The organism is Stutzerimonas frequens, assembly GCF_024448335.1.
In the GTDB taxonomy this organism is placed as follows: domain Bacteria; phylum Pseudomonadota; class Gammaproteobacteria; order Pseudomonadales; family Pseudomonadaceae; genus Stutzerimonas; species Stutzerimonas frequens.
Window position 1 is genome coordinate 1 of sequence record NZ_JAMOHM010000005.1, and the last position, 13,160, is coordinate 13,160.

Annotated in this window: 11 protein-coding genes; all 11 read right to left on the reverse strand. The window is 64.5% G+C overall.

The window, feature by feature from the left end; translation table 11 throughout:
* Positions 1–134: 134 nt before the first annotated feature.
* The 11 genes from NAO55_RS08730 to NAO55_RS08780 all read right to left on the reverse strand — a co-directional run bounded on the left by NAO55_RS08730 (position 135) and on the right by NAO55_RS08780 (position 13,101).
* A complete protein-coding gene (locus tag NAO55_RS08730; protein WP_102838696.1) occupies positions 135–1,430 on the reverse strand; it encodes an adenylosuccinate synthase in 1,296 nt (431 codons plus the stop codon).
* Between the two features lie 90 nt (positions 1,431–1,520).
* Positions 1,521–2,708, reverse strand: a complete 1,188-nt coding sequence (locus tag NAO55_RS08735; RefSeq protein ID WP_102838697.1) for an ATP phosphoribosyltransferase regulatory subunit — start codon at positions 2,706–2,708, stop codon at positions 1,521–1,523.
* 284 nt (positions 2,709–2,992) lie between these two features.
* Positions 2,993–3,859, reverse strand: a complete 867-nt coding sequence (hflC, locus tag NAO55_RS08740) for a protease modulator HflC (protein WP_102838698.1) — start codon at positions 3,857–3,859, stop codon at positions 2,993–2,995.
* Complete coding sequence (gene hflK / locus NAO55_RS08745; RefSeq protein WP_102838699.1) at positions 3,859–5,034, reverse strand: FtsH protease activity modulator HflK; 1,176 nt, start codon at positions 5,032–5,034, stop codon at positions 3,859–3,861. The genes hflC and hflK overlap by 1 nt, the downstream gene beginning before the upstream one ends.
* A gap of 98 nt (positions 5,035–5,132) precedes the next feature.
* The gene (hflX, locus tag NAO55_RS08750) at positions 5,133–6,434 is read right to left on the reverse strand and encodes a ribosome rescue GTPase HflX (RefSeq protein ID WP_102838700.1); all 1,302 of its coding nucleotides are present in this window, start codon (positions 6,432–6,434) and stop codon (positions 5,133–5,135) included.
* 11 nt (positions 6,435–6,445) lie between these two features.
* Complete coding sequence (hfq, locus tag NAO55_RS08755) at positions 6,446–6,700, reverse strand: RNA chaperone Hfq (RefSeq protein ID WP_003298547.1); 255 nt, start codon at positions 6,698–6,700, stop codon at positions 6,446–6,448.
* A gap of 93 nt (positions 6,701–6,793) precedes the next feature.
* On the reverse strand, positions 6,794–7,765 hold the full coding sequence (miaA, locus tag NAO55_RS08760) for a tRNA (adenosine(37)-N6)-dimethylallyltransferase MiaA (protein WP_102839651.1): 972 nt from the start codon (positions 7,763–7,765) through the stop codon (positions 6,794–6,796).
* 80 nt (positions 7,766–7,845) lie between these two features.
* Positions 7,846–9,723 carry a DNA mismatch repair endonuclease MutL gene (mutL, locus tag NAO55_RS08765; RefSeq protein ID WP_102838701.1) on the reverse strand — a complete coding sequence of 626 codons (1,878 nt, stop codon included), beginning with the start codon at positions 9,721–9,723 and terminating at the stop codon, positions 7,846–7,848.
* Complete coding sequence (locus NAO55_RS08770; protein ID WP_102839652.1) at positions 9,720–11,135, reverse strand: N-acetylmuramoyl-L-alanine amidase; 1,416 nt, start codon at positions 11,133–11,135, stop codon at positions 9,720–9,722. The genes mutL and NAO55_RS08770 overlap by 4 nt, the downstream gene beginning before the upstream one ends.
* Positions 11,136–11,152: 17 nt before the next feature.
* A complete protein-coding gene (gene tsaE, locus NAO55_RS08775; RefSeq protein WP_102838702.1) occupies positions 11,153–11,623 on the reverse strand; it encodes a tRNA (adenosine(37)-N6)-threonylcarbamoyltransferase complex ATPase subunit type 1 TsaE in 471 nt (156 codons plus the stop codon).
* Complete coding sequence (locus tag NAO55_RS08780; RefSeq protein ID WP_102838703.1) at positions 11,611–13,101, reverse strand: NAD(P)H-hydrate dehydratase; 1,491 nt, start codon at positions 13,099–13,101, stop codon at positions 11,611–11,613. Before NAO55_RS08780 ends, tsaE begins: the two co-directional genes overlap by 13 nt.
* Positions 13,102–13,160: the final 59 nt, after the last annotated feature.

A 13,160-nucleotide genomic window follows, 5' to 3' on the forward strand; every position in this document is an offset into this window, starting at 1 on the left:
GAAAAAACCGAGCCTATGGCTCGGTTTTTTCGTTTCAGCCCAATAGAAATCATCCCCGCCAGCCGATACTCGCGCTGCCGTCACCTCCAGACAGCAAAAGACCGCCCGGAGGCGGTCTTCTAGCATGCGCCCGATCAGGCGTACGGATGACGCAACACGATGGTTTCGTTGCGGTCCGGACCGGTGGAGATGATATCCACCGGCGCCTCGATCAGCTCTTCCAGACGCTTGATGTAGGCGCGGGCATTGACGGGCAGCTCGTCAAGACTCTTGGCGCCAACGGTCGACTCGCTCCAACCCGGCATTTCCTCGTACACCGGCTGCAGACCGTCGTAGCTATCGGCATCGGTCGGCGCATCGACCAACACTTCGCCGTTGCGATCCTTGTAGCCGACGCAGATGCGGATGGTCTCCAGCCCGTCGAGCACGTCGAGCTTGGTCAGGCAGATCCCGGAGATGCTATTGATCTCGATGGCACGACGCAGGATGACGGCATCGAACCAGCCGCAACGACGCGCACGCCCAGTGGTTGAGCCAAACTCGTGGCCACGCTCGGCCAGGCGCGCACCGACACCATCGAACAGCTCGGTGGGGAACGGACCGGAGCCCACGCGCGTGGTATAGGCCTTGGTAATGCCGAGGATGTAGTCCAGGTACAGCGGACCGAAGCCGGAACCAGTCGCCGTGCCGCCAGCCGTGGTGCTGGAGCTGGTCACGTACGGATAGGTGCCATGGTCGATGTCCAGCAGCGAGCCCTGCGCACCTTCGAACATGATGCAGGCACCCTGCTTGCGCAGCTCGTGCAGACGGGCGGTGACGTCGGTGATCAGCGGCTTGAGGATCTCGGCGTAGCCCAGGGCCTCGTCGAGGGTCTTCTGGAAATCTACCGGCTCGACCTTGTAGAAGTTCTGCAGCACGAAGTTGTGGTAGTCCAGCAACTCACGCAGCTTGACCGTGAAGCGCTCTGGATTGAACAGGTCGCCAATGCGCAGGCCGCGACGCGCCACCTTGTCCTCGTAGGCCGGACCGATGCCACGCCCGGTAGTACCGATCTTGCCTTCCGAACGCGCGGCCTCGCGGGCCTGATCCAGCGCCACGTGGTACGGCAGGATCAGGGTGCAGGACGGGCTGATGCGCAGGCGCTCGCGCACTGGCACACCCTTCTCTTCCAGCTTGGTGATTTCCCGTAGCAGCGCATCGGGCGCGACCACCACGCCATTGCCGATCAGGCATTGCACGTTGTCGCGCAGGATGCCGGACGGAATCAGATGCAGCACGGTCTTCTCGCCATCGATGACCAGGGTATGACCGGCATTGTGGCCGCCCTGATAACGCACGACCGCAGCCGCCTGATCGGTCAGCAGATCGACGATCTTGCCCTTGCCCTCATCACCCCATTGGGTGCCCAGGACCACGACATTCTTACCCATAACCCTTTGTCCTCTTCGGCGAAGCATACCGGTCGCAACCGGCGATAATCGAAACCTGGCCGGCACCGCGAGCGCGCGGCGCCATAGCCGTCAGGACGCCAGCGAAACCACCGTCCAGACACCATTACTCAACCGCAATTGCCGGTCGCAGCCCAGCTGCGCGGCATCGGCCCGCGACTGGCCATCCAGCGCCTGCACCACGCGCTCGCCCTGGCGCCGCAGCTCGCGAATCGCATTCCAGAGGCCCGACTCATCGCCGTGTGGAGCCCAGATCCCGGAAATTGGCGCGCTCAGATCGGCATTTCCGAGACTGACCAGCGTTTTCAAATCAGCGGAGAAGCCGGTCGCCGGACGGGCACGCCCGAAATCGGCACCGATATCGTCGTAACGCCCGCCCTGGGCAATCGACTGCCCCATGCCCGGCACGAACACGGCGAACACAACTCCAGTATGGTAGTGATAGCCACGCAATTCGCCCAAGTCGAAGTACAGCGGCACCTGTGGGTAGCGCAGCGCGAGCTGGTCGGCCACCGCCGAAAGGGTCTCCAGCGCCGCCTGCACATCCGCGGGCGCGCCAGCCAGAGCCTGCCGAGCATCATCGAGCGTCTCGCGCCCGCCACACAGGCGCGCCAGCGAGCGCAGCATCGCGGCGAGCGCCGGATCAAGCGCCGCGGTCAGCTGCTCGATCTCATCCATAGCCTTGCGCTGCAGCGCGTCGAACAGGCGCTGCTCGGCCTCACCGCTCAGCGCGGCGGCCTTTGCCAGGCCGCGGTAGATGCCGACATGACCGAGATCCATGTGCACGTCGGGCACATCGGCCAGCTCGAGCATTTCCAGCATCAGACTGATGACTTCGAGATCACTGGAAGCCGAGGCATCGCCATACAGTTCCGCGCCGAGCTGAATGGGGCTGCGCGAAGTGGAAAGCGCCTGCGGCTTGGCATGCAGCACGCTGCCGGCGTAGCAGAGCCGGCTCGGCCCTTCACGACGCAGGGTATGCGCATCGACGCGGGCCACCTGGGGCGTGATATCGGCACGCAGCCCCATCTGGCGACCGGAAAGCGGATCGATGACCTTGAAGGTGCGCAGATCCAAATCCTGCCCGGAACCGGTGAGCAATGACTCGAGGAATTCCACGTGCGGGGTGATGACCAGCTCGTAGCCCCAGCGCTGGAACAGATCCAGCACGCGCCGACGCGCCGTTTCGATACGCGCTGCCTCGGGCGGCAGCACTTCTTCGATGCCATCTGGCAAGAGCCAGCGGTCTACCGTTGCCATTCGCGAAATCACCTCTCGTTCCGGTAAGCCCAGACGAAAACCGCGGCTGCAGCCTCAGCTGGCCTCCGGTTGCGTGCAGTTGTGTTCGAACCATGGCATCCGAGCCATGCCCCTGAGGGGTCGGCATGACCACCGCATGCCTGGGATAGCCTGCGACCTCAAGGGCACAGACGCAAAAAAGCCGGGATTTCCCCGGCTGGCGGATCATAGCAACCTTTTCCCCATGGGTCACCCGGCGACACGCGCGTGCCGCCGGAGAACCTTAGCCAACTGGCAGTGAGATGCTATTTGTTGCTCTGCAGATAACGGAAGAAGTCGCTCTTCGGATCAAGTACCAGCACGTCTTCCTTACTGGAGAAGCTCTCACGGTAAGCCTGCAGGCTACGGTGGAAGGCGTAGAACTCCTGATCCTGGCCGTACGCGGCGGCATAGATTGCAGCAGCCTTGGCGTCACCGTCACCACGCAGCTCTTCGGCTTCGCGGAATGCTTCGGCCAGCAGGACACGGCGCTGGCGATCGGCGTCGGCGCGGATACCCTCGGCAAGCTCCTTACCTTTGGCGCGATGCTCGCGCGCCTCACGCTCCCGCTCGGAACTCATACGCTCGAAGACACTGCGATTGACTTCACGCGGCAGGTCGATGCCCTTGACGCGGACGTCGACGACTTCGATCCCCAGCTCTTGCTGAGCCGCACGATTCAAGCTTCGAGTGACCTGAGCCATCAGCTCATCACGCTGGCCGGAGACCGACTCATGCAGCGTGCGCTTGCCGAACTGATCGCGCAGCGCCGCCTCGAGACGACGCGCCAGACGCTCATCGGCGATCTGCTTCATGCCCGAGGTCGCGGTATAGAAGCGCTCGGCATCGTCCACACGCCATTTGGCGTAGGAGTCGACCATCAGCGCCTTCTTCTCCAGCGTCAGGAAACGCGAGGTGGTGGTATCCAGCGTCAGCAGACGCGCATCGAACTTGCGCACCGAGTTCACGTACGGAATCTTCATGTGCAGGCCCGGCTTCACGTCCGGCTCGACGATACGCCCGAACCGCAGCAGTACCGCGCGCTCGGTCTGCGAAACGATGTAAAAGCTGTTCCACAGAACGATTGCAGCCACCACACCCACGATCAGGGCAGTAAGGGATTTATTGCTCATCAGCGGCCCTCCCTCGTACGGACTTCACGCGGACCCAGCTCTGGCGGCATACGTGTGCCCTGAGCCGCCGCACCCGACGCAACCCCAGCCGGGGCTGGCGTGCTCGCACCACGACCGTTGATCATCTTGTCCAGCGGCAAATAGAGCAGGTTCTGCCCACTGTCGCCACTCACCATGACCTTACTGGTATTGCTCATGACTTCCTGCATGGTTTCCAGATACAGACGCTCGCGCGTGACGTCCGGCGCCTTGCGATACTCGGCGACCAGCTTGCTGAAGCGATCCGCCTCACCCTGGGCACGGGAGATCACCGCGTCGCGGTAACCACTGGCTTCTTCCAGCATGCGCTGGGCCTGACCACGCGCCTCGGGAATCACACCGTTGGCGTAGGACTCGGCCTGGTTCTTCTCGCGCTGCTCGTCCTCGCGCGCCCGAATGACGTCATCGAAGGCTTCCTGGACTTCACGCGGCGCGGCCGCACTCTGCAGGTTGACCTGGGTAACGACGATGCCGGTACCGTAGTTGTCGAGGAACCGCTGCAGACGCTCCTTGACCTCACCGGCCATGACCTCACGCCCCTCGGTGAGCACCTGATCCATGGCCGTCGAGCCCACGACATGCCGCACGGCGCTGTCGGTGGCGTGCTGCAGGCTCACTTCAGGCTGATCGACATTCAGCACGAAAGACTGCAGGTTGCTGATCTTGTACTGAACGGTCAGCGGCACCTCGATGATGTTCTCGTCCTCGGTGAGCATCTGTCCCTGCTTGCTGTACGAGCGCTCGCGAGTGACGTTCTCCTGGAACTTGCGATCGATCGGCGGGAAATAGATGTTCAGGCCCGGCCCGACAGTCTCGTGGTACTTGCCGAAGCGCAGCACCACAGCCTGCTCCTGCTCGTCAACGATGTAGATGGCATTGAACAGCCACACAGCCAGCAATACGACCAGGGCGACCCACACCAGGCCGAATCCGCCGCGCTTGCCACTGCCGCCAAAATTGCCGCTGCCACGCTTCTTGCCACCGAACATGCCGTTCAGGCTGTCCTGCAGCTTGCGGAAAGCCTCATCGAGATCCGGTGGCCCCTTCTGGTCGCCACCGCCGCCACGACGGCCGCCGCCACCACTGCCCCAGGGATCCTGGTTGTTCGAGTTGCCACCCGGCTCATTCCAAGCCATAGCGCTCTCCATTCAAATAAAGCTAAAGACGCGCCCACGGCGCGCCCGCCAATGCTACAGAAAGCCCCGAACGACCGGCAAAATTGCCGATCGAGGCTTTATTGCAAAGTGTGTTGCTCGATGAACTCGTCCACCCGCAACCCTTCGCGGCTGATCAAGCGATTCAGTTCGACCCGCGGCAAGCGAACTTCCAGCAGGCTGCCACCCTCCTCGTCGTGCGTCTCGCGCTGCACCGCACCCAGCTCGAAGAACTGCGCACGCAAGCGGCCCAGCCTCTGCGGCAGGCACAACGTGCCGACGAAGAGGTCGTCGCCGAGCAGCTCGGCGACGGCCTGACGCAGCAGGTCGAGCCCCAGACCGTCACGGGCGGACACCCAGACGCGCTGCGGCTTGCCATCGGCATCGCGCTGTATCTGCGGCTCGATGCCCTCGAGAAGGTCGAGCTTGTTGTACACCTCGAGCATCGGCAGCTCGTTGGCGCCGATCTCGCCAAGCACCGCGAGCACCTGCTCGATCTGCTGATCACGTTCGGGCTCGTGAGCATCGATCACGTGCAGCAGGAGGTCGGCGTTGCTGGACTCCTCCAGCGTCGCCCGAAAGGATTCCACCAGTTTGTGCGGCAGATGACGAATGAAGCCCACCGTGTCGGCCAGGATCACCGGACCGACATCCTCGAGCTCGAGGCGGCGCAGCGTGGGATCGAGCGTGGCGAACAGCTGATTGGCAGCGTAGACCTCGGATTCGGTGAGGGCATTGAACAGAGTGGACTTACCGGCGTTGGTGTAGCCCACCAGCGACACGGAAGGAATATCCGCGCGACGCCGCCCGCGACGGGCCTGCTCACGCTGGCCGCGCACTTTTTCCAGGCGCTGCTTGATCTGCCGAATACGGACACGCAACAGACGACGGTCGGTTTCCAGCTGGGTTTCACCCGGCCCTCGCAGGCCGATACCGCCCTTCTGCCGCTCGAGGTGAGTCCAGCCGCGAACCAGCCGCGTGCTCATGTGTTCCAGCTGTGCCAGTTCGACCTGCAGCTTGCCCTCATGGGTACGCGCACGCTGGGCGAAGATGTCCAGGATCAGACCGGTGCGATCGAGCACGCGACATTCGAGGGCACGCTCGAGGTTGCGCTCCTGGCTGGGGGTAAGCGTGTGATTGAAGATCACCAACTCGACCTCGCCATCCTTGACGAGGTCATGCAGCTCTTCGACCTTGCCACTGCCGATCAGAAACTTGGCGGACGGCTGGTGGCGGGACACATTGACGAAGCCAACCGTTTCTGCACCTGCCGAACGCGCCAGTTCCTGGAACTCCTGAGGATCCTCGCGCGCCGCGGGGTCCTGGCCGTCCAGGTGCACCAGGATAGCCCGCTCACCACCACCGGGACGTTCGAAGAACAAAGAAACCTACCTCAGTCGTTGCTCGACTCGGATTGCTCGGCATCGCCAGCGGTCGGCAGGCGCACAGGACGCCCGGGAACAACGGTGGAGATCGCATGCTTGTACACCATCTGGCTGACGGTGTTCTTCAGCAGAATGACGAACTGGTCGAAGGATTCGATCTGACCCTGCAGCTTGATGCCATTGACCAGATAGATGGAGACCGGGACGCGTTCCTTACGCAGTGTGTTGAGGTAAGGGTCTTGTAGCGAATGCCCTTTTGACATGTGCCGCACTCCTTAGAGGATCTGTTTCATTAGTGTTCTATAAAGTACAACCGACGATCCACTTGTCTGAGAATAGACGGTCAGCTTGCAGTGTCAGCTCAATATGGAGAGCGATTGCAGGTATTTCAATGCGCGCGGCAGATTGTCGCGGGACAAACTGTCCAACCAATAACTTTCCCCCCAACTCCGCAACCAGGTGAACTGTCGCTTGGCGAGTTGCCGGGTCGCGACGATGCCGCGCTCTACCATCTCGTCCCGGCTCGACCGACCGCCCAGGTACTCCCAGACTTGCCGATAACCAACCGAGCGAATTGATGGCATGCCGGGATGCAGATCACCGCGGCACCTCAGGGCTTCGACCTCTTCGATGAACCCCTGTTCAACCATCCCCAGGAAACGCCTTTCGATACGTTCATGAAGAATGCTGCGCTGCGCCGGAGCAATGCACAGATGCGCCACAGTATAAGGCAAGACACCGGAGCCTGGAGCGTCTGCAACGGCTTTTTGCGACCTTTGTCGGGCACGGTGCTCGCTCATGGTCGAACCGCTGACACGATAGACCTCAAGGGCGCGAACCAACCGCTGTGGATCGTTGGGATGTATGCGCGCCGCCGACTCGGGATCGATCCGCGCCAGCTCGTCGTGCAACGCCTGCAACCCCTCAGCCGCCGCCTGCGCTTCCAGTCCGGCACGCACCGACGGATCGGCACCCGGCATGTCGGCCAGACCATCGCGCAACGCCTTGAAATACAACATGGTTCCGCCGACCAGCAGCGGAATGCGGCCGGCGGCGCTGATCTCCGACATAGCCGCCAGGGCATCGCTGCTGAATTCGGCTGCCGAGTAACTCTCGGCCGGATCGAGAATATCCACTAGCCGATGCGGGAACTCTGCCAGCAGCTCTGGAGAAGGCTTCGCCGTGCCGATGTCCATGCCACGGTAGACCAGCGCCGAGTCGACGCTGATCAGCTCGCAGGGCAGCACACGCGCCAGCTCCAGCGCCAGATCGGTCTTGCCCGAGGCGGTGGGACCCATGAGAAAGATGGCGGGAGGCAGAAAAGACATCGGCGGGCTCGGCAGGCGTGGCCGCATAGTTTCCAGTGGCGGACGGTTGCCCGCAAGCGCGGCCTGCCGTCCGGAGCCGGTCAGCGACCGCGCAGGAACAGCTTATCCAGATCGTCCATGCCCAGTTGCGTCCAGGTCGGACGGCCGTGGTTACACTGTCCGCTACGCTCGGTGTGTTCCATGTCACGCAGCAAGGCATTCATCTCCGGCAGCGTCAGGCGGCGATTGGCGCGGACCGCGCCATGGCAAGCCATGGTCGCTAGCAATTCGTTGAGGTGGGCCTGGATACGGTCGCTGGTACCGTATTCCAGCAGGTCGGCGAGCACATCGCGCACCAGCTGGGTAGCTTCGGCCTGCTTGAGCAGCGAGGGAATCTGACGGATCGCCAGGGTTTCCGGGCCGAGGCGCTGCAGCTCGAAGCCGAGCATCTGGAACCACTGTGCATGCTCTTCCGCGCAGTCGGCCTCACGCTGGCTGAGGGCGATGGCTTCAGGCACCAGCAGCGGCTGGCCGCGCAGCCCTTCGCTGGCCATGGCGGTCTTCAGGCGCTCATAGGTAATTCGTTCGTGGGCGGCGTGCATGTCTACCAGCACCATGCCCTGGGCATTCTCGGCGAGGATGTAGACCCCCTTGAGCTGCGCCAGCGCGTAGCCCAGCGGGGGTACGTCATCCTGACTGGCAGGCAGTGGCGCCGGGGTGCTTTCGGGCAGCGGAGTAAAAAACTCGCGGTAGGCGCCCTGGGCTTCGGCGGTATAGCCGGCCGATGTCGGGCGTGGCGCCTGATAGCCCGCGCCGGCACCGCGCCAGACCGGCGTCTCCCCCTGTGGCCGCTCGAGCACGCTGGCCGACAGGCTCATCTCGTTCTGCCCGGCGAACTCGCCGGCAGCCAGTCCGGAAACCTGGGTCATCGGCGCCACGCTCGCCGGCGCGGCCAGCTGGTCCTCGGGACGCACATCGCCCAGCGCGCGGTGCAGCGTGCCGTAGAGGAAGTCGTGGACCATACGACTGTCGCGGAAACGCACCTCGTGCTTGGTGGGATGCACATTGACGTCCACCACTGCCGGATCGACGTCGAGGAAGAGCACGAAGGTCGGGTGTCGGCCATTGAACAGCACGTCGCGATAGGCCTGGCGCACCGCATGGGCGACCAGCTTGTCGCGCACCATGCGCCCGTTGACGTAGAAGTACTGCAGGTCCGCCTGGCTACGCGAGAAGGTCGGCAGCCCGACCCACCCCCACAGTCGCAAGCCGTTACGCTCGATCTCGATCGGCAGCGCCTGCTCGAGGAAGGCCGGCCCGCACACCGCAGCGACGCGCCGCGCACGGGCGCCATCGTCGTTGGCCTGATGCAACGCCAGCACGCCCTTGCCGTTGTGGCGCAGATGGAAGGCCACATCGAAGCGTGCCAGCGCCAGGCGCTTGATGACCTCTTGCAGGTGGTCGAACTCGGTCTTCTCGGTGCGCAAGAACTTGCGCCGCGCCGGCGTGTTGAAAAACAGGTCACGCACTTCCACCGAGGTACCCACCGGATGAGCCGCCGGCTGCACCCGCGCTTCCATTTCGCGCCCCTCGGTTTCCACCTGCCAGGCCTCGCTGGCATCGGCGGTACGCGAGGTCAGGGTCAGCCGCGAGACGGAGCTGATCGAGGCCAGCGCTTCGCCACGAAAGCCCAGGCTCATCACCCGCTCGAGATCTTCCAGATCGCGGATCTTGCTGGTGGCATGGCGGGCCAGGGCCAGCGGTAAGTCGTCCGGCGGGATGCCGCAGCCGTCGTCGCGCACACGCAGCAGTTTGACGCCACCCTGTTCGACGTCTACTTCGATGCGGCCGGCGCCGGAGTCCAGGCTGTTCTCCAGCAGCTCCTTGATCACCGAGGCCGGGCGTTCGACCACCTCGCCAGCGGCGATCTGGTTCGCCAGCCGCGGGCTGAGCAGCTGGATGCGTGGCGCTTGCGTCATGGCTGGGACGCCAGGGTGGTAGCGGGAATGTTCAGCGTCTGGCCGATCTTGATCACGTCGTTGCGCAGATTGTTGGCACTGCGCAGCGAGGTCAGGCTGACCTGATAGCGCTGGGCGAGCAAGGCCAGGCTTTCGCCCGAGCGCACGACATGCTCGCGAGGACCGGCGGCTATCTTGCCGGAATCGCGCAACCAGGCGACGTAGGTTCCCGGAGGCGGATTCTCGTGGAAGAACTGCCGCACGCCACTGTGAATGGAGCGAGCCAGCGCCTGTTGATGGCCGGACGTCTGCAGCTTTTTGGCTTCCGACGGATTGGAGATGAAGCCGGTCTCGACCAGGATCGACGGGATGTCCGGCGACTTCAGTACCATGAAGCCGGCCTGCTCCACCCGCCGTTTGTGCAGCGGCGTGATGCGGCCCATGTTGCTCAGCACCTTCTGCCCGACGTTCAGACTCGAGGACAGCGAGGCGGTCATCGACAGGTCCAGCAGCACGCCTGCGAGCATCTGGTCCTTGTCGCCGAGGCTGACGTTGCCGGCACCGCCGATGAGGTCGGAACGGTTTTCGCTGTCGGCCAGCCAACGCGCGGTTTCCGAGGTGGCGCCGCGATCCGACAGGGCAAATACGGAAGCACCATAGGCCGCTGAACGCGGCGCGGCATCGGCATGGATCGAGACGAACAGGTCGGCGCCCTTCTTGCGGGCGATCTCGGTGCGTTTGCGCAGCGGAATGAAGTAATCGCCGGTGCGCACCAGCTCGGCGCGGAAGCCTTTATCGGCATTGATCTGGCGCTGCAACTCCTTGGAAATCTGTAGTACGACGTGTTTTTCGTAGACCTTGCCGGGGCCAATGGCGCCTGGGTCTTCGCCACCATGACCGGCATCGATCGCGATCACGATGTCACGCTTGCCACCGACCGGAGCGGGCAGCTTGACCGCAGGCAGCGTCGGCGAGACCGGTGCGACAGGTTTGGACGGCGTTGCCGTGACCGGCGGTTGAGTAGCGGCGCGGGCGGCCGTTGCCTGATCGAACAGATCGACCACCAGCCGGTGGCCGTACTGCTGGTTCGGCGCCAGGCTGAAGCTCTTAGGCGTAACCGGCGCATGCAGATCAACGACTACACGCAGCGTATCGGCATCGTGTTGACCGGCGCGCAGGGAGGCAACAGGGGTATTGCTCAGCGGCAACTGATCGAGCTGCGCCTTGAGCGTGGCGTTGGTGACGTCGATGACCAGCCGATCGGGTGCGGTGAGGGTGAAGATCTTGTGCTCGACCGGCCCTGACAGGTCGAACACCAGGCGGGTGTTGTCCGGCGCACGCCACAGACGCACGCTCTGTACATCGCTGGCAGCAAACAGGTCCGTCGCCATCAGCGACAGCACCAGGCCAACAACCAGGGTGCGAATGCGCATCCCCAAACCCATGTTATTCATAGCTCTCCGTCGGTCAGGGCGACACACCAGGCTTCGCCCCGCGCGGTATGGGGCGACAGGCGCAGCGTTCGGCCGGCCTCATGCGGCGTAATGGTAATGTCCATGTCGGCCTTTGGCAAAATGCCGGCCCCGCGCTCCGGCCACTCGATCAGGCACAGCGCGTTGCCCTCGAAATAATCGCGGATGCCGAGAAACTCCAGCTCTTCGGGATCGACCAGACGATACAGATCGAAATGGAACACCTGGACCTCGCCCAGTTCGTAGGGCTCGACCAGCGTGAAGGTCGGGCTCTTGACCTTGCCCTCGTGGCCGAAACCACGGATCAGGCCGCGTGACAGCGTGGTCTTGCCGGCGCCGAGGTCACCATGCAGATAGATGACGCCCCGACCACCGGTCACCCGGGCAATGCGCGCGCCCAGTGCGAGCATAGCCGCCTCGTCACCGGCATACAGATTCATTTCAGGCATGGCGACTGCTCCTCGAACAACTGACGGATCACCGGAATCAGATCACTGGCAGCCAGGCCGCGCCCCAGCGTGCCAAGGCGCTCACCCGCGCTGGCGTGCAGCCAGGCGCCCAGGCAGGCCGCCTCGAACGGCGCCAGCTGCTGTGCCAGCAAGGCACCGAGCACACCGGCCAGCACGTCGCCGAGCCCGGCGCTGGCCATCGCCGGATGGCCGCGATCACACAGCGCCAGCCGGCCATCCGGCGCCGCGATCAGCGTGCCGGCCCCCTTGAGCAAAGCGACGCACCCATAACGCTGCGCCAGCGCCCGCGCCGCCGCCGGGCGATCGGCCTGAACCTCGCCGACCGAGCACTGCAGCAGTCGCGCGGCCTCCCCCGGATGCGGCGTAATCAGGCAGCCGGACGGCAATTCGACGGCGCCGCTCGCCAGCAGGTTCAACGCATCGGCATCCCAGACCTGCGGCTGCTCGCGCTGCGCAGCCGCGGAAATCAGGCTACGCCCCCACGGCGCCTGGCCGAGGCCGGGGCCAACCACCAGCACATCGGCACGTTCCAGCAGCGCCGTCAGGCTGTAGGTGGACTCGACGCCACTGCACATGACCTCCGGCCGGCGCACCAGCGAAGCGCCGACGTGTTCCGGTCGGGTCGCCAGGGTCACCATGCCGGCCCCACAACGCAGCGCCGCCTCGGCGCTGAGCAGCGCGGCGCCGCCGGTACCGAGGTCACCGCCGATCACCAGCACCTGGCCGAAACTGCCCTTGTGCGCTGTCGGCGAACGAGGTGCGACCCGCGCCAGCGAGCCGTGGTCGAGGCGCACGGCCTCGCTCGGCACCTGCGCGACGATTCCCGGATCAGCCTGCAGATCATCGAACACCAGCGCGCCAACACGATCAGGACCGTCGGCGGTGAACAGGCCGAGCTTGAGGCCAATGAAGGTCACGCTGAGATCGGCCCGCACTGCCTGCCCCAGCACCTGACCGGTGTTGGCGCACAGCCCGCTGGGCAGGTCAACTGCCAGCACCGGACGGCCGCTGGCGCTGATCGCCGCGATCGCGCTCGCATAGGGCTCGCGCACCGCACCGCTCAGGCCGGTGCCGAGCAGCGCATCCACCAGCACGCCCTGCAGCGGCGCCTCTGCTCGCCAGGGTTCGATGGCCACCCCGCAATCACGCGCTTCGGCGCAGGCCAGCGCCGCGTCGCCCTGCAGCGTTTGCGGATCGCCCACCGCCAGCACCCGCACCTGCCAGCCAGCGCGCTGCGCCAGCGCCGCCAGCAGGTAGCCATCGCCGGCATTGTTGCCGCGCCCCGCGAGCACGGTGACAGCCCCTGCATCGGGCCAACTCCGACGCAGCGCGCGCCAGGCGGCATGGGCGGCGCGTTGCATCAGGTCGAAGCCGGACGTGCCGGCGGCAATCAGGCGCGCATCGAGTTCGCGCACCTGGGCGGCGTTGTACAGGGCGACGGGCAGGGAATCGGTCATCGGTGCAGGGATCATCGCGGCGGAATGTCTGGCAGAATTATACGCACCCGCTCACTTCC